This window comes from Caulobacter sp. RHG1, from assembly GCF_013181195.1.
In the GTDB taxonomy this organism is placed as follows: domain Bacteria; phylum Pseudomonadota; class Alphaproteobacteria; order Caulobacterales; family Caulobacteraceae; genus Caulobacter.
Genome location: NZ_SMZP01000010.1, coordinates 163,585 through 182,780 on the forward strand (window position 1 = coordinate 163,585; position 19,196 = coordinate 182,780).

Here is a 19,196-nt window from a genome sequence, read left to right on the forward strand (position 1 = left end):
TCGCCGGCCGGCGCGACCCGTCAGGTGCGCGACTTGCGACCGCCGCCGAACGGTCGCCAGCGCAGAAACCAGATGATCGCCGGCCCGACGATCGGCGTGCGCAGCAGCGGACGCACCGTGTGCGGACGGGTCTTGAGGAAGCAGACCACCGCCCCGATCCAGAACACGGTGGTCGGCATGCCCGGCACGACGACGCCCACTGCGCCGGTCGCCACCAAGGCGCCGCCCAGCCCGTCCAGCGCCCAGCGTTCGGCGCGGGTCAGGCGGCGACGCGGCTTGCGGCGAGGCTTGAGACTCATTTGCAAGAGTTAGCGCGTCACGGGGCGGGTTCAAACCCCGGAGCAACCCTGATCAAGCCGCCGGCGCCAGGTCTCCGAATGGCGGCGCCGGCTGGCGCTCCAGGCCGCGACGGATGCGCGGCCCGAACTTGGTCGCCGAGGTCAGGCGCGCGACCATGGCCCGGTCGCCGGCCCGCGCGAACAGGCGGCCCGCGGCGGTCCACAGCGCGGTGGTCGCCGGGTGAGGCAGGACGATCCCCGCCCCCGCGCCGGCCAGCAGCAGGCTCCAAGCCGAGACACGAAGGGCGGCGGTGGCCATGGTCAGGCTCCTCTATTCGGCCGCGATGTCGTCGACCGACACCCCGACCCGCTGCGCGACGCCGGCGGCATAGGCCGGATCGGCGCGGTGGAAGTGGACCAGCTGGCGCTTGATGATCTCCACCGGCACGCCCTGCATGGCCGCGGCGATGTTGTCGAACAGCTGACGCTGCTGGTCGGGGCTCATCAACCGGAACAGGTCGCCCGGCTGACTGTAGTCATCGTTCCCGTCGCGGTGATTGAACCGGTCCGCGTCGCCGTGGATCGGCAGCGGCGGCTCGGCCACGGACGGATCCTCGACCGGCCCGCCGAAGCTGTTCGGCTCATACCAGGCGTCGGTGCGCGGGGGGCTGTCGAACCGCATCGCGCCGTCGGCGTGGTAGTGGTTCACCGGGCAGCGCGGACGATTGACCGGCAGCGCCTCGTAGTGCGTGCCGATCCGATAGCGGTGGGCGTCGGCATAGGCGAAGATCCGCGCCTGCAGCATCTTGTCCGGCGAGAAGCCGATGCCCGGGACGATGTTCGATGGCGAGAACGAGCTCTGCTCGACCTCGGCGAAATAGTTGTCCGGGTTGCGGTTCAGCTCCAGCACGCCGACCTCGATCAGCGGGAACTCGCCGTGCGGCCAGACCTTGGTCAGGTCGAACGGATTCCAGCGGAACGTCTGCGCCTGCGCCTCCGTCATGATCTGCACGTAGAAGGTCCAGCGCGGGAAGTCGCCGCCCTCGATGGCTTCGAACAGGTCGCGCTGGGCGCTCTCGCGGTCATTGGCGATGACCGCGTTGCCCTCGGCGTTGGTCCAGTTCTTGATGCCCTGCTGGGTCTTGAAGTGGAACTTGACCCACACGCGCTCATTGGCGGCGTTCAGGAAGCTGTAGGTGTGGCTGCCAAAGCCGTGCACGTGGCGATAGCTCTGCGGCAGGCCCCGGTCCGAGAACAGGGTCGTCACCTGGTGCAGGCTCTCGGGGCTCAGGCTCCAGAAGTCCCACATCGCTGTCGGCGAGCGCAGGTTCGAGACCGGGTGGCGCTTCTGGGTGCGGATGAAGTCGGGGAATTTCAGCGGGTCGCGGACGAAGAACACCGGGGTGTTGTTGCCGACCAGGTCCCAGTTGCCCTCCTCGGTATAGACCTTCAGCGCAAAGCCGCGCACGTCGCGCTCCGCGTCGGCCGCGCCGCGCTCGCCGGCCACGGTCGAGAAGCGCAGCAGGATCTCGCTTTCCGCGCCCGGCTGCAGGGCCTTGGCCTTGGTGTAGGCGCTGATGTCGTGGGTGATCTTCAACGTGCCATAGGCGGCCGAACCCTTGGCGTGGACGACCCGCTCGGGCACGCGCTCGCGGTTCTGGTGGGCCAGCTTTTCCAGCAGCTGGTAGTCCTGCATCAGCAGCGGGCCGCGCGGTCCGGCGCTGATCGAATTCTGGTTGTCAGCGATCGGCGCACCAGCGCTGGTCGTCATCGTGGTCTTGGTCATCAGAGTCCCTCTCGGCCGAGTTCGTGGGGGAGACCTTCGCCGTCTCAGCGCAATAAAGCCAATTGATCGTTTCTGGCGACAGGATCGGAATTATCTATCGCGCGCGGCGGACGTGGCGGGTTAAGCCTCGCCGCATGAGCGACACCGCCATCCTGCCCGACGCCGCCGCGACCAACTGGGTCGACCGTCACGCGCCGCCCGCCTTGCGCCCCTGGCTGAAGCTGGGCCGGTTCGACCGGCCGGCGGGGATCTGGCTCTTGATGCTGCCCGGCTGGCAAGGCATCGCCCTGGCCGCCGCCGAGCAGGGCCGCTGGCCCAGCGTCTGGCTGCTGCTGGCGGTGTTCGTGGGCGCGGCCCTAATGCGGGCGGCCGGCTGCGCCTTCAACGACATCGTCGACCGCGACTTCGACGCCCAGGTCGCTCGCACCGCCATGCGCCCGATCCCGGCCGGGCTGATCACCGTCAAGCAGGCCTGGCTGTTCCTGGTCGGCTGCAGCCTGGTCAGCCTGTTGATCCTGCTAACCCTGGGCTGGGTGGCGATCGGGCTGGGCGTGTTGTCGCTGGGCCTGGTGGCCGGCTACCCGTTCATGAAGCGCATCACCTGGTGGCCGCAAGCGTGGCTCGGCCTGACCTTCAACTGGGGCGCCCTGCTGGGCTACGCCGCCGCCACCGGCCATCTGTCGTGGTCGGCCGCCCTGCTCTATGCGGCGGGCATCTTCTGGACCCTGGGCTACGACACGATCTACGCGATCCAGGACATCGAGGACGACGCCCTGGCCGGCATCAAGTCCTCGACCCGCCGCCTGGGCGCCCACGTCCAGCTGGGCGTGGCGGGCTTCTACGCCGCCGCCTTCGTGCTGGTCGTCGCCGCCGCCTGGGTCGGCAATCTGGGCCCGCTGTTCCTGCCGTTCGCCGGCCTCTTCGCCCTGCACCTGTCGCGCCAAGCCGCCGCCATCAACGTCAATGACGGCCCCGGCGCGCTGAAGCTGTTCAAGTCCAACGCCATCGCCGGGTTGCTGGTGGTCATCGGCCTGACGGCGGGGCTCTGGAAGCCCGGCGTCAGCTTCTAGAACGGCCCCTGACTGTAGACGCGGTCCATGACCGTGTTCAGCTGGCGGATGCGACCGTCATAGCTCTTGGCCAGGCAGCTCTGGTTGGCCCCGCAGCGCTTGCGCGCCTGCAGCCAGTCGCGCTGGTCGTCCATGATCGCGCCGCGGCCGCCCATCGGCACGAGATGGCGGGTGATGCCGTACAGCTGGTCCAGCCGCACGTCCTGGTCGTTGAGGTCGCGGTTGGCGCAGATCGCCTTCTCGTCAGCCGTGCGAGCCTTGCGGCAGTCGAAGCTGGCCGCCGCCGCGGGCGCTGCGCCGGCGGCGCAGACAGCGGTCAGGAGAAGAGCAGAGATCAGGCGGCGCATATCGGGCTCCGGAGTGTGACGTCGGGTCATGCTGTCTGCCTCAAGCTGAATGTGGGATGATCCGTTCCATGGCTGTCGCGCCGCGTGTCAAACCGCAGGATCTTTTCACGCCCGCCGAATGGACGCGAGTGTCCGCACGCTCGTCCTGGCGAGGCCTCATGATGGTCGCCCACGCCTGGGGGGTGATCCTCGCCGCCGGCGCGCTGTTCGTCGCCTTCCCCAATCCGCTGACCTACGTGATCGCCGTGATGCTGATCGGCGCGCGGCAGCTGGGCCTGGCCATCCTGATGCACGAGGCCGCCCATGGAGGCCTGCACCCGAACCTCAAGGTCAACGACTGGGTCGGCGAATGGCTGTGCGCGGCCCCGACCGGCGCCTCCCTGGCCAGCTACCGCCCCTATCACCTGACCCACCACAAATACGCCCAGCAGGCCGAGGACCCCGACCTGATCCTGTCGGCGCCCTTCCCGACCACCCTAGCGTCCCTGCGCCGCAAGATCGTCCGCGACCTGACCGGCCAGACCTTCTTCAAGCAGCGGTTCGGGCCCTTGCTGGGCCGTATGAAGGGCGATCAGCCCAAGGGCGCGATCTTCGCCGGCGAAGTGGCGCGGCAGATGCCGTTCCTGCTGTGGAACCTGGGCATTCTCGTCGTGCTGTCGGCGTTCGGTCTCTGGTGGGCCTGGCTGGCGCTGTGGATCGTGCCGATGGCGACCTGGTTCCCGCTGGTCACCCGCCTGCGCAACATCGCCGAGCACGCCTTGGTGGCCAAGAACGAGCCCGACCCGTTCCGCCACGCCCGCACGACGAAGGCCAACTGGCTGGAGCGCGCCCTGATCGCGCCCTACCACGTCAACTTCCACGCTGAGCACCACATGTTCATGCACACCCCGTGCTGGAACCTGCCCCTGGCCCACCGCCTGTTGGAGGAGAAGGGCCTGACCCAGGGCATGCTGACCGCGCCGGGATATCTGACCGTGCTGAAGGCGGCGTCGAGCAAACCGGTCGCCGCCTAATCTGGGCCGTGCTCTAAGCGCGGCATGATCGTCCAGACCCTGGAAGGCCGCCGCGCCTTCATTCGCGACAACACACGCCTGCAGGCCCCGCCGCACACGCCGGAGCTGTCGCTGCATCTGGCTGACGAGATCACCCCGATCTGGAAGCTGACCGAGGAAGCGCTGGAGGAGATCGGCCTGCCGCCGCCGTTCTGGGCGTTTGCGTGGGCCGGGGGCCAGGCCCTGGCGCGCTATATCCTCGACCATCCCGAGATCGTCGCCGGCAAGCGCGTGGTCGACTTCGCCACCGGCTCGGGCATCGTCGCGATCGCGGCGATGAAGGCCGGCGCGACGAGCGTGCTGGCCGCCGACATCGACGTGTTCTGCGAGGCGGCCGTGGGCCTCAACGCGCAGGCCAACGACGTCGCGGTCAGCTTCACCGACGTCAACCTGCTGGACGCTCCGCCACCGGAGACCGACGTGCTGCTGGCCGGCGACATCTGCTACGAAAAGCCCATGGCCGAGGCGGTGATGGACTGGCTGCGGCAGGGCCGGGCCAACGGCGCCAGCGTGCTGATCGGCGATCCGGGCCGGACCTACTTCCGCAAGGACGACCTGGTGAAGCTGGCCGAATACCAGGTCGAGACCACTCGCGAGCTCGAGGATTTCGCCGTCAAGCGCACCAGCGTCTGGACTCTGCCCTGACGGCCCAATAGAACATTTGAAGAACATTGTTTGAGGAGAGCGCCATGCGCGAAGACGGCAAGATCGACTACATCGAATGGCCCGGCGGCGATCTCCCGGCGACCAAGAGCTTCTATTCCGCCGCTTTCGGCTGGAGCTTCGTCGACTACGGTCCCGACTATGTCGCCTTCGAGGGTCAGGGGACCGATGGCGGTTTCGCCAAGCCGCAGGAAGGCTCTTCCGACCGCCCGCTGGTCATCCTCTACGCCACCGACCTGGAAGCCATGCTCGAAAAGGTGACAAAGGCCGGCGGCGTGATCACCGCGCCGATCTTCAGCTTCCCGGGCGGCCGCCGCTTCCACTTCACCGATCCGTCCGGCAACGAGCTGGGCGTGTGGAGCGATGCGGGCGTCGCGTAAGGCCTAAAAGCGCGGGTGGAACGCCCTGGGCGTCCACCCGAAGTCGCGCGTCGCCTCGGCCGAGTCGAACGCCAGATCCTGGCCCATCCGCGCGCCCATGGCCGTGGTGGCGCCGGGATAGAACGGCTTGGCCAGCTTCATAAGCAAAGCAAACAGCCAGACCGGCAGCGGCAGGACGCGCGGCGGCTTGTCGAGGCCGGCGAAGATCCGCTCGACCATCACGCGGTAGGTCACGGTCTCGCCGCCGACAAGGTCGTAGGCCCGGTTCTGCGCCGCCGGCGATGCGGCGGCCGCCAGCGCCCCGGACGCCAGGTCCGCCGCGTGGACCGGCTGGCGCAGACCCCGGCCGCCGCCCAGCAGCGGCATGACTCCGAAGCGCTTCACCAGCTTGGCGATGCGGCTGACATTGCCGTCGCGGCCCTCGTCATAGATCAGGGTCGGCCGCAGGATGGTCCAGGCCACGCCGTGCGCCTCGCACCAGGCCTCGACCGCGGCCTCCGCGTCGGCCAGCGCCTTGGCCACGGCCCGCTCGCCAGCGTCTGGAGAGGCCTCCTTGGTGAACCGGCTGGTCGAGGAAAAGGCCACCAGCCGCGTCATCCCCGCCGCCTTGAGGGCCAGCAGGGCGTCGGGCAACAGCCAGATCGGCGACAGCGAGAACACGGTGACGATCTGCGGCAGGATCAGCCGAGGATCCTTCAGGTCGCCGGCGATCCACTGCGCGCCACCGATGGCCCCACCTGTTGATTGCGTCCGGCTCAGGGCGACGGCGTCCAGGCCGACCTGGGCCAGGGCGGCCATGATCCACCGGCCGATCAGGCTGGTCGCGCCCAGCACCAGCACCGGCGCCTTCAGGGTATTCTCAAGCGTCATTCCGCTCCTATAGTCCGCCGCGACGGAGGTTCCCATGACTTACGAAGAGGTCCGCGCCTTCGCCCTTGGCCTGCCTGGCGTCGAAGACGGCACGGCCTATGGCCGCCCCTGCCTGAAGGCGCATGGCAAGTTCCTGACCCGCCTGTTCGAGGACGGCCAAAGCCTGGTCTGCCCCGCCGTACCGTTCGACGAGCGCGAGATGCTGGTCGAGGCCGAGCCAGAGGTGGTTCACTTCACCGACCACTTCAAGAACTATCCCTACGTCCTGCTCCGCCTGCCCCATGCCGATCCCGGCGTGGTCCGCAGCCTGGTCACCCGCCAATGGCGCGCGACCGCGCCAAAGAAGGTGCTCAAGGCCTGGGACGAAACCCATTGCGCGCCTATATCGGCCTGACCGCTTTTCCGGAGCCCTCCATGTCCAAGCTCGTTCCCGCCGTCCGCTCGGGCGACGTCCTCATCCCCGCCCTCGGCTTTGGAACCTGGCAGCTGGAGAACGGCACGGCCACACCGCTGGTCGAGAAGGCGCTGGAGGTCGGCTACCGCCACATCGACACCGCCCAGATCTATGGCAACGAGGCCGACGTCGGCGCGGCCATCAAGACCAGCGGCGTCAAGCGCGACGAGATCTTCCTGACCACCAAGGTCTGGATCGACCAGTTCCGCGACGGCGACCTGCAGCGCTCGGCCGAGATCAGCCTTGAGAAGCTGGGCGTCGACCATGTCGACCTCCTGCTGCTGCACTGGCCCAAGCCGGATGTGCCGCTGGCCGAGACCCTGAAGGCCCTGAACGAAGTCCAGTCGCGCGGCCTGACCCGCGCCATCGGCCTGTCGAACTTCCCATCGGCCCAGCTGGAAGAAGCCGCCAAGCTGTCGGACGCCCCGATCGCCACCGATCAGGTCGAGTACCACCCCTATCTGTCGCTCAAGACCCTGAAGGCCAAGGCCGACGCCCTGGGGACCTCGATCACCGCCTGGTCGCCGCTGGCCCAGGGCAAGGTCGCCCAGGACCCGGTTCTGGTCGACATCGGCGCCGCCCACGGCAAGACCCCGGGCCAGGTCACCCTCCGCTGGCTGATCCAGCAGGGCGTCATCGCCATCCCCCGCACCAGTAACCCGGCCCGCATCGCCGAGAACTTCGACGTGCTGGACTTCAGCCTGTCCGAAGACGAGATGACCCGCATCCACGGCCTGGCCCGTCCCGACGGCCGTCTGGGCGACTGGCTGGACAAGGCCTACGCCTGGGACGCGGAATAGGCAGCAGCCCCGTCCTTCCGGACTCAAGGCCCGGAAGGACGGAAGAGGCCGGGCCAAGCAAAACTCCCTCCGCTTCCAGACGAAAGCCGTTCCATCCACACCCAAAAGCGCCTAGGTAAGCCTCAACCTGAGCATAACTTACCAGGGGCAGGGACGATGGACGACGCGGGCATGAGCTTGCAGGCGACGATGGCGGGGATGGGCCGGACGGCTCGCGAAGGCGCGCGTGCGCTTCGCCTCGCCACGCCAGAGCAGCGCACCGCCGCCATCCAGGCCATGGCCGCCGCCATCCGCGCCGACGCCCCCGCCATCCTGGCCGCCAACGCCAAGGACCTGGCCAAGGCGACGTCCAACGGCGTCTCAGGCCCGATGCTGGATCGCCTGGCCCTCGATGAAGCGCGCCTCGCCGGCGTCGCCGACGGCGTCGAGGCGGTGGCCAACATCCCCGATCCGATCGGCGTGGCCACCTCGCGCTGGACCCGGCCCAACGGCCTGGACATCAGCCGCGTGCGCACCCCGATCGGCGTGATCGCCATGATCTATGAGAGCCGCCCGAACGTGACCGCCGACGCCGCAGCGCTATGCGTGCGCTCGGGCAATGCGGTGATCCTGCGCGGCGGGTCCGAGTGCATCCACTCCAACCTGGCCATCCACGCTTCAATTGAACGCGGCCTCAAGAGCGCCGGCCTGCCCGCCGCCGCCGTCCAGGCGGTGAAGACCGCCGACCGCGCGGCCGTGGGCTTCATCCTGGCCGGCCTGGACAAGTCCATCGACCTGATCATCCCGCGCGGCGGCAAGAGCCTGGTCGCCCGCGTCCAGGCCGAGGCCCGCGCCCCGGTGCTGGGCCACCTGGAAGGCCTGAACCACGTCTTCGTCCATGCCGGCGCCGACGTGAAGAAGGCGGTCGACATCGTCGTCAACGCCAAGCTGCGCCGGGTTTCGGTCTGCGGTTCGGCCGAGACCCTGCTGATCGACAAGGCCGCCGCCGACAAGTTGCTGCCGCCGATCGCCGACGCCCTGATCCGGGCTGGCTGCGAGCTGCGCGGCGACGCCGCCGCCCGCGCGGTCGAGCCATCGATGAAGGCCGCGACGCCCGACGACTGGACCACCGAATATCTGGCGGCGATCCTGGCCGTGGCCGTGGTCGACGGCGTCGAGGGGGCGGCCAAGCACATCGCCACCTACGGCTCGGGCCACACTGACGCGATCGTCACCGAGGACGCCGGCGCCGCCGAAGCCTTCGTGGCCGCGGTCGACAGCGCCATCGTGCTGGTCAACGCCTCGACCCAGTTCGCCGACGGCGGCGAGTTCGGCTTCGGGGCCGAGATCGGCATCGCCACCGACAAGCTTCACGCCCGCGGCCCGGTTGGGGCCGAGCAACTGACGACGTTCAAATATGTGGTTCGCGGGACCGGCCAGACTCGTCCCTGAGGCCGGCCGGCCTAACGCTCAGCGTCTCGGCTTCCATCTGGAGCCGGGCATGCGCGTGGGCCTGTTCGGCGGCAGCTTCAACCCGGCGCACGAGGGTCACGCCCACGTGGCCGAGACGGCCATGCGCCGTCTGGAGCTGGACCGCGTCATCTGGCTGGTGTCGCCGCAGAACCCGCTGAAGTCGTCGCACGAGACCCGGCCGGTGGCCGAGCGCATGGCCGGCGCCCGCCGCTGGGCGCGCGGCTCGGGCATGATCGTCTCCGACGCCGAGACGCGGCTGAACTCGCAGTACACGATCGACACGCTGCGCGTGCTGAGAGCGCGCTTTCCCGGCGTGAAATTCGTCTGGGTGATGGGCGCCGACAGCCTGGCCACCTTCCACCGCTGGCGGGGCTGGACCCAGATCATGCGCGAAGTGCCCGTGGCGGTGATCTCGCGCCCGTGGATTTCGCTGAAGGCCCGCACCTCGCCGGCCGCCCGCCGCTTCGCCTTCGCCCGCTGGCCCGCCAGCGCGGCGGCCAAGCTTCCGGACGCCAAATCGCCGGCCTGGGTCTATCTGACCGGCCCGCTGAACTTCGCGTCCTCCACAGCGATGCGAGCGCGGCAGAAGGGCTAGGCGCCCGGCGCGGCCTCGAGCGTGACCACCATCCTGAACGGCGCCCCGCCCAGGGCCACCGCCGCCGGCTGGCCCGGTTTGACGAGCAGGGCCGGCTTGGCCTCGATCCGCTCACCTGTCGACAGGACGATGTCCATCGTCGACGAAACGTCCACGGAATCGGATCCGGCGCGAGGACGGGCGATCAGGCTCATGCTGACGCCATGCCCCTCGGCGTCACGGATCACGATCACGGCCCGCTCACCGGCGCGCACCGTCAGGCGAGGCTGGCCCACCAGCCGCTCACCATCCGTCAGCTTCAACGAGACCGCATAGGCGGGTCCCTCGGCCGCGGCGGCGGGTGCGAAAACCAGTAGTCCTGTCGCGAACAGCGCCGCTCCGACCAAGCCCCGAACCATGGATCCCTCAAGGATTGAACGCCTCGCCCCATGCGCGACACAGGCGACTTGAGTCATGCTTCGCGCACGCTGTCGAGCCGCCCAAAGCCGCGCTTGCAGTGCGGCCAAACGACGTTTGACCATCAACCCCTCACTTTCCGCCCAATTCCGTGCTATGGGGGATATCCACAGCGACCCCATAAGGAGCAATCCGCTGCGTAGCGACCCCGCGCTTAATGCGCACGAAGACCCGGCCGGCGCCGAGTCCTCGACTGAATCCCCGGGCCTGAGTCTGCCCCTGGACATCCAGGCGCTGGAGCGCCTGATCCTGACCCGCCTCGACGACGACAAGGCGCAGGACATCGTCCACATCGACTTGACGGACAAGAGCTCGGTCGCCGACAGCCTGATCGTGGCGTCGGGCCGTTCGCACCGCCACGTCGGCGCTCTGGCCGACCACATCCTGCGCGCCCTGAAGGAAAACGGCTTCGGCAAGGCGCGGGTCGAAGGCCTGCCGCACTGCGACTGGGTGCTGATCGACGCCGGTGACGTCGTCGTCCACCTGTTCCGTCCCGAAGTGCGCAGCTTCTACAACATCGAGAAGATCTGGGCGGTCGACGCACCGCACCGCACCGCGGCGAACTGATCTTCCGCGCGCGGCGATGGCGTCAGACCCATCGCCGCGACGGCCGCCTCAGGCCAGCTCCAGCACATAGAGATGCGTGTCGTCCTCGCCCTCGAACGCCATGTCGGCGAGGGTGAACCCTGCGCGCGTCAGCATCGCTGCAGACGCGTGGTTGTCGGGATAGATCAGCGCCCGCAGCTGAGTCGCGCCCCGCTCCTGGGCCGCTGCGATCAGACCGCCCAGGATCTCACGACCCAGGCCCCGCCCTTGCCAGGCGCGGGAAAGGCCGTAGATCAGTTCCTCGCCGCCCTCGGGCGGTCGCGCCATTCCGGCCCAGCCGACCAGCGCGCCGCTCTCACGATCGAGCACCGCCGCCGTGCCATAGCCGTGGCGAGCCACGTTCTCGCCTGAACGCAAGATCCACTCGGCCGTCGCCGCACGGCCCAAGGGCTGGCCGTCGCCGACAAAACGCATCACCTCCGGGTCGCCGGCGATGGCGGCCAGAGCGTCGAGGTCTGCCGGCTGGAACGGCCGAACGAGCAGGCGGGGCGTCTGGAAGGCGGTCATGACGAAGGTTTAAGCTGCGACCTTCTATGGAACCAGCGATGCTGCTCGCCTGTGTGGGGGCTTGCATGAAAATTGGTATTCTGGCGGCGGTCGCGTTGGGACTGGCCGCTCTGGCCGGCGTGTCGACCGCCCTGGCCGCGCCCTTCGAGCATGCCGAGGACGGGTTCGAACCCTGCCCCGACGCCGACGGCGCGCTGGCGGGATCGCAGTGTGCTCGCTTTCTGTCGCCGCTGGACCCAAGCGACCTGAAGCTGGGCCACGCTGAACTGTTCGTGCGCCGCTTTCCCGCCCAGGGCGCCTCGCGCGGCCAGGTCTGGCTGATCGCTGGCGGTCCAGGCGAGTCCGGGGCCAGCTTCTATCCGCTGCTCGACACCTTCCGGGCGGCGTTCCCTGGCTACGACCTGATGATCCCAGACCATCGCGGCACGGGCTTCTCGACGCGCCTGTGCCCCGCGGAAGAAAGCCCCGACGGCCCCGGCGGAGCCGCCCTGCAAGGCGCGGAATGGGCCACATGCTTGCCCGCACTGGCGACGCCCCGCGCCAAGGCCTTCACCATCAGCAACGCCGCTCGCGATCTGTCGGCTCTTATGAACCGCTATGGCGAGAAGCAGCCGACCTTCCTCTACGGCGTCTCATACGGAACCCAGCTGGTGCTGCGGGTGCTGGCCATCGCGCCGCCCAAGCGCCTGGACGGGGTGATCCTCGACTCGCTGGTTCCGCCGGATGGCGATGCCGCCCTCGACCTGAGCCACCGCTCGGTGGTGGTCGATCAGGTCGGCCGGCAGGTTCTGGCGCGCTGCGACGCCGACGCGGCCTGCCGCGCCCGCCTGGGCGGCTCGGCGATGGAGGCCTATCGCACGGTGCTGGATGATCCGGCCAAGGCGGCGCTGGTTCCCGGCGGCAAGCCCAAGCTGTTCTTCGGCGCTCTGCTGGACGCGCCGCCGCTGCGCGCGCGCATCCCCGAGCTGATCGCCGCCCTGCGCGCCGGCGACGCCGAGCCGTTGAAGCAGGCCCGGACCGATCTGGAGACGCTCGGCGCGCCGTTCGGCGACTTCCCGCAAGCGCCGCTGTCGATCCCGCTGGTCAGCCTGATCAGCGCCTCTGAGAACAACGCTCGCCCCGCCATGACCAAGGCTGACGTCGAGGCCGAAGCGGAAGGGCTGCTGTTTGTCAGCAGCCTGCCCGGCCAGCTGGTCGGCGGGGCGGCCGACGCCTACCCGCGCGACGCCTTCTTCGGGAAGCGTCCAGGCAAGCTGCCGCCGACCCAGGTGCTGCAGGGGGATCTCGACCCGAAGACGCCGCTGGCGGGCGCTGAAGCCCAGGTGACGGCGCTGAAAGCCGCCGGCCCCATCGCCTTGCAGGCCGTCCAGGGCGGTCCGCACTTCCTGGCCTTCACCGCGCCGGGCTGCTTCGTCGCCGCGGCCCGGGCTTTCGTCGCGACGAAGCGGCCCGTTCGTGGCACATGCTCGCTGGAATGAAGATCACCATCCTCACCGTCGGGAAGCTGGGCCGCATGGTCGAGGCGCAGCTGGCCGTGGACTACGCCGCCCGCGCCACCGCTTCTGGCCGCGCCCTGGCCCTGGGTCCGGTGGACATCCTTGAGGTCGAGGCCAAGAAGCCGGGCAAGGCCGCCGAGGCCGAGGTGCTGCGCCCGCACCTGGAAGGCGCCTATGTCATCGCCTGCGACGAGCACGGCAAGGCCTGGAAGAGCCGCGCCTTCTCCGACCACCTGGCCCGGCTGCGCGACGACGGCAATCGGCGCGTGGTGTTCCTGATCGGCGGGGCCGACGGCCTGGATCCTTCGATCCTGTCGGCCGCCAACGAGACCATGGCCTTCGGGATCCAGACCTGGCCCCACGCCATGGCCCGGGCGATGCTGGCCGAGCAGATCTATCGCGCCGCCACCATCCTGTCGGGCTCGCCCTATCACCGCGATTGAGGCACTAAGGGCCTGATGCTTCGCCGCCCTTCGCGCCTTCTGCTGATCCTGTGCGCCCTCGCCGTGCCCACGGCTGTGGTCGCCTGGCAGCGCGCCGAGAAGGGCGCGCTTGAGCAGCGGGCCAAGGATCGCCAGCAGGCCGCCGACACGCGCCGCGAGATCCAGGACCTGCGGGCCGAGCTGGACCGCCTGGACCACGCCCGCATCGCCGCCGGGGCCGATGTCGACGCCAAGCGCGCAAGGCTGGAAACCCTGAACGCCCGCGAGCGCTCGATCCTGGCGGACCTGGGCCGCAACCGGCAGCGGCTGTCGCAGTTGCTGTCGGCCCTGCAGTTCTTCCGTCGCGATCCGCCGCCGGCCCTGCTGGTCTCGCCCGACAACGCCCGCGACGCGGTGCGGGCGGCGATCCTGATCCGCGCCATGACGCCCGACCTGCAGCACCGCGCCGAGGCCTATGCCCGCCAGGCGACCGCCGTCGGGACCCTGCGCCGCGAGGCCGCCGCCGCCTCGGCCGAGCTGTTCACCGCCGAGAGCGTGGTCGCCGACCGCAAGGGCGAGATCGAACGACTGATCATCGAGAAGACCCAGTTGGAGCGCGCCTTCGCTCAACAGGCCATGGCCGAGGAAAGCGAACTGCGCACCCTGGGCGCGCTGACGGACGGACTGGGCGGCAAGGTCGAGGCCACCGGCCCGCTACACCTGCGCGCCCCGGCGGCCGGCGCCATCGTCAGCCGCTTCGGCCAGGAGACTCCCGCCGGCGGCAAGTCGCCCGGCCTGACGATCCGCACCGGCAAGGGTCAGGCGGTCACCGCCCCGGCGAACGGAACCATCGAATATGCCGGCGCGCTGAACGGCTGGGGAGCCGTGGTCATCCTTCGGTCACAGGGCGCCTACCATCTGATCCTCGGCGGCCTGGACCAGGTCACCGCCGCGCCCGGACAATCTGTCGCGGCCGGCGCCCCGATCGGAAAGATGGCTAGCGATGTATCCTCCGATCCGGAGCTCTATATGGAGGTCCGTGAGAATGGCGAACCGGCCGATCCGGAACGCTGGCTCAAACAGGAGTCGCGGTAGTCGGCTCTTTTGATAAGGTGACTGTCTCACGATAGTCACCGTCGGGTTGGACGGGGCTAAATTGGTTGCGGCGCCGCGCGCCGCGTAGGGAGCCTTCAGGGCCTTAATGCGCAAGTATCTGCTCATCGGTGTTTCGGCTTTCGTTCTCGGCGCGGGGGCCATGGCTTATGTCAGCCCGATCGCCCAGGCGAACATCGCCCCCAAGACCAAGACCTACAAACTGCTGGAGCTGTTCGGCGACGTGCTCGGCACGGTCGAGGACCAGTACGTCACCGAGGTCGACGACAAGAAGCTGATCGAGGCCGCGCTGGACGGCATGCTGACCAGCCTGGACCCGCACTCCGGCTATCTGTCGCCCGACAGCTATGAAGACATGCAGGACACCACCCGCGGCGAGTACGGCGGCCTGGGCCTGGAAGTCACCAGCGAGGACGGCGTCGTCAAGGTCGTCTCGCCGATGGACGGCACGCCGGCCGATCGCGCGGGCGTCAAGGCCGGCGACTACATCACCGCCGTCAACAGCCAGAGCGTGTTGGGCCTGACCGTCAATGAGGCGGTCAAGCAGATGCGCGGCGCGCCCGGCGAGCCGGTCACCCTGACCATCGCCCGCGACAAGACCGACCCGTTCGACGTCAAGCTGGTGCGCGAGATCATCAAGCCCAAGGCCGCCATCGCCCGGATGGAAGGCTCCTATGGCTATGTCCGCCTGCCGGGCTTCAACGAAAAGGCCACCGACGCCGTCTCGGCCGCGATCACCGACCTGCGGGCCAAGAATCCGCAGATGAAGGGCCTGATCCTGGACCTGCGCAACAACCCCGGCGGTCTGCTGGACCAGGCGGTCGGCGTGTCCGACCTGTTCCTGGACGGCGGCGAGGTGGTCAGCCAGCGCGGTCGCGATCCGCGCAACATCCAGCGCTACAACGCCAAGCCCGGCGATCTGCTGAACGGCATGAAGATGGTCGTGCTGATCAACCAGGGCTCGGCCTCGGCCGCAGAGATCGTCGCCGGCGCCCTGCAGGATCGCCATCGCGCCGAACTCGTGGGCCTGACCAGCTTCGGCAAGGGCTCGGTGCAGACCGTCATCCCGCTGCGCGGCGGGGCCGACGGCGCTCTGAAGCTGACCACGGCCAAGTACTTCACGCCGTCGGGCCGCTCGATCCAGAAGACCGGCATCGCGCCGGACCTCGAGGTCGCCCAGACCCGCGACCAGGCCCAGGACATCGCCAACCGCGTCTGGTTCAGCGAGGCCAGCTTCAAGAACGCTCTGAACGCCGACGAGGGCAAGTCGCGGGTCGCCCCGCACGCCCCGGCCGAGGCGCCGCCGACTGGCTTCGACGACAAGAAGGACGACTTCCAGCTGCAGCGCGCCATCGCCGTGCTGAACGCCGGCTCGGTCGCCGCCACGCCGAAGCTGCCCAAGCCAGCCGCCAAGGTCGCCGACATCACCGCCAAGGCCGCCACCGCCGCGGGCAAGGCGGCGCCGTCACAGAACAAGTAAGACGGTCCCCTTCGGGATCAGATGGACGCCGCTCCGGGAAACCGGGGCGGCGTTCTTCGTTTCGGGGTCCGCGTCCCCACGCCGCAGGCGCGAAGGCGTTCCTAAGCGCCTTGTTAACCATATGTTCGAAGCTTCCCCGTTAGCGTCCCGGACCATGGCCGTCACGTTCTCGCGCAAGCCCGCCTATGCCGCCGCCGCGCCCGCTTCGGGCGGGACGGGCGGCGATCTGCGCGCCAAGCTGATGAGCGCCCTGACCAATCCCTATATCGGCGCCAGCGCCGCAGCCTGCCTGTTCCTGGCCTCGGCCGCCGCCCTCGTCCTGATCACCAGCGACCCCAAGGCCGGCGCGCCGACGATCCGGCTGGGCCTGGACAAGATCGGCGCGACCAAGAACGCGCCGGAAGGCTGGCGCGACGCCTTGGGCGCCGGCGCGCACGAGTCGGGCCTCGCGCCCGGCCAGATGAACCTGTCCAGCAATCCGTTCGCCCCGGTGACCAGCGAGGGCGGCGAGCCCCCCATGGCGATGGGCGAGCAGGTCCTGCCTCCCGTCCAGCAAGGCCCCGGCCTGGCTCAAGCGCCGATGGCCGGCCTCACCGCGCCGGGGCCGAGCGGCGGTCAGCTGCCGATCATCGCCGCCGACGGCCGCACCGTCGCCGACGCCTATGCCCGCCCGTTCACGCCGAATGGCCGCCCCAAGGTGTCGGTCGTCATCGGCGGCCTGGGCCTCAACGCCCAGACCACCCGTGCCGCGATCGAGACCCTGCCGGGCGAGATCACCCTGTCGTTCGCCCCCTATGCCGACGGCTTGCAGGGCTGGATCGACCTGGCCCGCGCCCACGGTCACGAAGTGCTGCTGGAAACGCCGATGGAGCCGGCCGACTATCCGGCCAACGACCCGGGTCCCTACACCCTGATCGCCGCCAACCGGCCCGAGGACACCGTCCGCAAGCTGGAATGGCTGATGTCGCGCGCCACCGGCTATTTCGGCCTGTCGAACTATCTGGGCGCCCGCTTCGTCGACAACGACCAGGCGATGAACACCTTCAATGCGACGCTGAAGGCCCGAGGCCTGGCGTTCGTGGACGACGGCCTGGCCGCCCGCCGCGCCGGCCCGATCCCGCGCGCCTCGGCCGACCGGGTGATCGACGACGAACTGGCCGCCGGCGCCATCGACGCCCAGCTACGGGCTCTGGAGACCGGCGCCAACGGCCGCGGGCAAGCCCTGGGCTCCGGCTTCGCCTATCCCGTGACCATCAACCAGGTGCGCGCCTGGGCCGCCGGCTTGCCTGCCAGAGGCCTGCAACTTGCCCCAGCGTCAGCTTTGGCGCACCGCTAGGCCACAGGCAGACTGGCGTACCGCCGTTTCTCCTGATCTAAAGCTTGGCATGACCGAGCGTGAGTACCCCAAGCATCGTCCCAATGTCGGCGTGGTTCTCTTCCACCCCGACGGCCGCGTGTGGCTAGGTCGACGCTATCGGCAGGCCCCGCCCTACAATTGGCAGTTCCCGCAGGGCGGCGTCGACGACGGCGAGGACCTGGAAGCCGCCGCGCGTCGCGAGCTGGCCGAAGAGACCGGCGTCACCTCGGTGGAGCTGCTGGCGCGCACCGAGGGGTGGATCACCTACGACTTCCCCCCCGAGATCCTGTCCGACCCGAAGTTCTCGCGCGGCTGGCTGGGCCAGAAGCAGGTGTGGTTCGCCTATCGCTTCGTCGGCGAAGAGTCCGAGATCGATCTGACGGCGGACGAACACATCGAGTTCGACGCCTGGAAGTGGGGCAGGCTCGACGAAACGCCCGAACTGATCGTACCTTTCAAGCGCGGCGTCTACGAGGCGGTGGTCGTCGCATTCCAGGGATTTGCGCGCGGCGCCTGAGCGGCGCGCTGGGGAGAACGGTATGGCGGGTACGGTTCTGTTGATCCACGGCTACGGTTGCGCCGGCGATGTCTGGGCGCCGATCGCTGCGCGCCTGCGCGCCGAGGGCTACCGCGTCGAGGCGCCCACCATTCGCTCGGCCGTGCGCACGGTCGAAGGCCCCCGTGCGGGTCTCGCAGGCCTGACCCTGGCCGACTATGTCGCCGAGATGAGCGCCCTGGCCCAGAGCCTGGCCAAGGAGACCGGCGAGAAGCCGATCGTCTTCGGCCACTCCATGGGCGGACTGATCGCCCAGAAGATCGCCGAGGCCGGCCATGCGGCCGCCCTCGTGCTGTTCGCCACCGCCTCGCCGGCCGACGCGCGCGGCAAGCCGAAACTCTCGCCGGTCTTCACCTTCCTGAACATGGCCCTGCAGTCCAAGCCCGAGACCCGGGCGGGTAAGATGTGGAAGCCGGGCTTCAAGTTCGGCGTGGTCAACGCCGTGCCGGCCGACCGCCACGACGGCCTCTACGCCAAGATGGTCCATGACAGCGGCCAGGTGCTGGCCGACCTGGCCTGGCCGGACAAGGACCCCAACAAGGCCGCGCATGTCGACGCCGCCAAGGTGACCGTGCCAGTCCTGGTGCTGGCCGGCGCCCAGGATCGCACGACGCCCGTCGAGGACGTGCGCCGCGTCGGCAAGAAGTACGCCGGCGCAGACTACCGCGAATACCCCAGCAACGCCCATTACTTGATAGATGAGCCCAACACGATGAGCATCCTCGACGACGTGATCGCCTGGCTGACCGGTAAACCCAAGGCCAAGGCCCCGGAACCGGCCAAGACCGAAGCGCCCAAGGCCGCGGCGCCTGCGCCGACGCCAGCTCCCGCCCCCGCGCCGACCCTGGCGCCTGAACCCGTGAAGACGGCCGAGCCGGCGCCTGTCGCCGCGGCTCCGGAACCCGCGCCTGCTCCGGCCCCGGCCCCGGCCCCGGCCCCGAAGGCCGCCGCCAAGCCGAAGACCCCAGCCAAGCCGAAGGCCGTCACTCCGGCTGCTCCAGCCGCCGCCAAGCCGGCGCCGAAAGCCAAGGCCCCGGCCGCCGAAAAGACCACTCCGGCCCCGAAGGCGGCCGCGCCCAAGAAGGCCGCAACGCCCGCCAAGGCCCCGGCCAAACCGAAAGCCGCCGAAACCGCCGCCGCTCCGAAGGCTGCGGCCCCGAAAGCTGCCGCCAAGCCTAAGGCCGCTCCGGCTCCGAAGGCGGCTCCCGCGGCCAAGGCTGCTCCGAAGGCCGCACCGGCCCCGAAAGCGGCGGCCGTGAAAGCCCCCGCAAAGCCTAAGGCGGCCGCCGCCCCCAAGACCGCTGCTCCGAAGGCTGCTGCGAAACCCGCCGCGCCCAAGGCCGCCCCGGCCAAAAAGCCTGCGACAACGGCGACCGCCAAAACCTCGCCCAAGTCGAAATAGACGGTGTAGGCTGTGCCCGTCGGCCATACGGTCGACGGGGTTTCAGTCGGGTTC

At 69.4% G+C, this 19,196-nt stretch carries 23 protein-coding genes; 16 read left to right on the forward strand and 7 right to left on the reverse strand.

What is annotated here, in order from left to right:
* Positions 1–20 precede the first annotated feature (20 nt).
* The 3 genes from E1H18_RS24330 to E1H18_RS24340 are packed head-to-tail and all read right to left on the reverse strand — an operon-like array spanning position 21 to position 2,064.
* A complete protein-coding gene (locus E1H18_RS24330) occupies positions 21–299 on the reverse strand; it encodes a DUF454 family protein (RefSeq protein ID WP_172274175.1) in 279 nt (92 codons plus the stop codon).
* A gap of 52 nt (positions 300–351) precedes the next feature.
* The gene (locus E1H18_RS24335; RefSeq protein ID WP_172274178.1) at positions 352–597 is read right to left on the reverse strand and encodes a hypothetical protein; all 246 of its coding nucleotides are present in this window, start codon (positions 595–597) and stop codon (positions 352–354) included.
* Positions 598–609: 12 nt separating this feature from the next.
* Entirely contained in the window at positions 610–2,064 is a 1,455-nt protein-coding gene (locus E1H18_RS24340; protein ID WP_172274181.1) for a catalase, read from the reverse strand.
* 134 nt (positions 2,065–2,198) lie between these two features.
* Here E1H18_RS24340 and ubiA point away from each other — a divergent pair, with 134 nt between their 5' ends.
* Entirely contained in the window at positions 2,199–3,134 is a 936-nt protein-coding gene (ubiA, locus tag E1H18_RS24345; protein WP_172274184.1) for a 4-hydroxybenzoate octaprenyltransferase, read from the forward strand.
* Here ubiA and E1H18_RS24350 read toward each other — a convergent pair.
* Positions 3,131–3,481 carry a lysozyme inhibitor LprI family protein gene (locus E1H18_RS24350; RefSeq protein ID WP_172274187.1) on the reverse strand — a complete coding sequence of 117 codons (351 nt, stop codon included), beginning with the start codon at positions 3,479–3,481 and terminating at the stop codon, positions 3,131–3,133. The genes ubiA and E1H18_RS24350 overlap by 4 nt on opposite strands.
* Positions 3,482–3,549: 68 nt before the next feature.
* On the opposite strand from E1H18_RS24350, the gene E1H18_RS24355 reads away from it, so the two are divergent.
* From E1H18_RS24355 to E1H18_RS24365, 3 genes are read left to right on the forward strand one after another with little or no spacing between them, the layout of a single operon-like run.
* On the forward strand, positions 3,550–4,494 hold the full coding sequence (locus E1H18_RS24355) for a fatty acid desaturase family protein (RefSeq protein WP_172274190.1): 945 nt from the start codon (positions 3,550–3,552) through the stop codon (positions 4,492–4,494).
* 24 nt (positions 4,495–4,518) lie between these two features.
* Positions 4,519–5,178, forward strand: coding sequence for a methyltransferase (locus tag E1H18_RS24360; protein ID WP_172274193.1), 660 nt, complete (start codon positions 4,519–4,521; stop codon positions 5,176–5,178).
* Between the two features lie 44 nt (positions 5,179–5,222).
* Complete coding sequence (locus E1H18_RS24365; RefSeq protein WP_172274196.1) at positions 5,223–5,576, forward strand: VOC family protein; 354 nt, start codon at positions 5,223–5,225, stop codon at positions 5,574–5,576.
* A 3-nt stretch (positions 5,577–5,579) separates the two neighbouring features.
* Here E1H18_RS24365 and E1H18_RS24370 read toward each other — a convergent pair whose 3' ends face one another.
* Entirely contained in the window at positions 5,580–6,446 is an 867-nt protein-coding gene (locus E1H18_RS24370; RefSeq protein ID WP_172274199.1) for an SDR family oxidoreductase, read from the reverse strand.
* A gap of 34 nt (positions 6,447–6,480) precedes the next feature.
* Between E1H18_RS24370 and E1H18_RS24375 the strand changes: the two genes are divergently transcribed.
* From E1H18_RS24375 to E1H18_RS24390, 4 genes are all read left to right on the forward strand, one after another.
* Positions 6,481–6,840 (forward strand): MmcQ/YjbR family DNA-binding protein, encoded by a 360-nt coding sequence (locus E1H18_RS24375; protein ID WP_172274202.1) that lies wholly within the window; start codon positions 6,481–6,483, stop codon positions 6,838–6,840.
* A gap of 20 nt (positions 6,841–6,860) precedes the next feature.
* On the forward strand, positions 6,861–7,700 hold the full coding sequence (locus E1H18_RS24380) for an aldo/keto reductase (protein WP_172274205.1): 840 nt from the start codon (positions 6,861–6,863) through the stop codon (positions 7,698–7,700).
* A 156-nt stretch (positions 7,701–7,856) separates the two neighbouring features.
* Positions 7,857–9,131 (forward strand): glutamate-5-semialdehyde dehydrogenase, encoded by a 1,275-nt coding sequence (locus E1H18_RS24385; RefSeq protein WP_172274208.1) that lies wholly within the window; start codon positions 7,857–7,859, stop codon positions 9,129–9,131.
* Positions 9,097–9,747, forward strand: a complete 651-nt coding sequence (locus tag E1H18_RS24390; RefSeq protein ID WP_172274211.1) for a nicotinate-nucleotide adenylyltransferase — start codon at positions 9,097–9,099, stop codon at positions 9,745–9,747. The genes E1H18_RS24385 and E1H18_RS24390 overlap by 35 nt, the downstream gene beginning before the upstream one ends.
* Here the strand turns inward: E1H18_RS24390 and E1H18_RS24395 are convergent.
* Positions 9,744–10,145, reverse strand: a complete 402-nt coding sequence (locus E1H18_RS24395) for a hypothetical protein (RefSeq protein WP_172274215.1) — start codon at positions 10,143–10,145, stop codon at positions 9,744–9,746. The two genes, E1H18_RS24390 and E1H18_RS24395, sit on opposite strands and share 4 nt — an antisense overlap.
* A gap of 193 nt (positions 10,146–10,338) precedes the next feature.
* Between E1H18_RS24395 and rsfS the strand changes: the two genes are divergently transcribed.
* Positions 10,339–10,770: a ribosome silencing factor gene (gene rsfS, locus E1H18_RS24400; RefSeq protein ID WP_172274486.1), complete on the forward strand. Its 432-nt coding sequence runs from the start codon at positions 10,339–10,341 to the stop codon at positions 10,768–10,770.
* 48 nt (positions 10,771–10,818) lie between these two features.
* Here rsfS and E1H18_RS24405 read toward each other — a convergent pair whose 3' ends face one another.
* Complete coding sequence (locus E1H18_RS24405; RefSeq protein WP_172274218.1) at positions 10,819–11,316, reverse strand: GNAT family N-acetyltransferase; 498 nt, start codon at positions 11,314–11,316, stop codon at positions 10,819–10,821.
* 65 nt (positions 11,317–11,381) lie between these two features.
* Between E1H18_RS24405 and E1H18_RS24410 the strand changes: the two genes are divergently transcribed.
* The 7 genes from E1H18_RS24410 to E1H18_RS24440 all read left to right on the forward strand — a co-directional run bounded on the left by E1H18_RS24410 (position 11,382) and on the right by E1H18_RS24440 (position 19,142).
* Positions 11,382–12,794: an alpha/beta hydrolase gene (locus E1H18_RS24410; RefSeq protein ID WP_172274221.1), complete on the forward strand. Its 1,413-nt coding sequence runs from the start codon at positions 11,382–11,384 to the stop codon at positions 12,792–12,794.
* A complete protein-coding gene (rlmH, locus tag E1H18_RS24415) occupies positions 12,791–13,255 on the forward strand; it encodes a 23S rRNA (pseudouridine(1915)-N(3))-methyltransferase RlmH (RefSeq protein ID WP_194248179.1) in 465 nt (154 codons plus the stop codon). The genes E1H18_RS24410 and rlmH overlap by 4 nt, the downstream gene beginning before the upstream one ends.
* A 15-nt stretch (positions 13,256–13,270) precedes the next feature.
* Positions 13,271–14,329, forward strand: coding sequence for a murein hydrolase activator EnvC (locus tag E1H18_RS24420; protein WP_172274227.1), 1,059 nt, complete (start codon positions 13,271–13,273; stop codon positions 14,327–14,329).
* Positions 14,330–14,435: 106 nt separating this feature from the next.
* Positions 14,436–15,827 carry a S41 family peptidase gene (locus E1H18_RS24425; protein WP_172274230.1) on the forward strand — a complete coding sequence of 464 codons (1,392 nt, stop codon included), beginning with the start codon at positions 14,436–14,438 and terminating at the stop codon, positions 15,825–15,827.
* Positions 15,828–15,981: 154 nt separating this feature from the next.
* A complete protein-coding gene (locus tag E1H18_RS24430) occupies positions 15,982–17,163 on the forward strand; it encodes a divergent polysaccharide deacetylase family protein (RefSeq protein ID WP_172274233.1) in 1,182 nt (393 codons plus the stop codon).
* Between the two features lie 49 nt (positions 17,164–17,212).
* Complete coding sequence (locus tag E1H18_RS24435) at positions 17,213–17,701, forward strand: RNA pyrophosphohydrolase (RefSeq protein WP_172274236.1); 489 nt, start codon at positions 17,213–17,215, stop codon at positions 17,699–17,701.
* A 22-nt stretch (positions 17,702–17,723) separates the two neighbouring features.
* Complete coding sequence (locus tag E1H18_RS24440; RefSeq protein WP_172274239.1) at positions 17,724–19,142, forward strand: alpha/beta hydrolase; 1,419 nt, start codon at positions 17,724–17,726, stop codon at positions 19,140–19,142.
* Positions 19,143–19,196 lie beyond the last annotated feature (54 nt).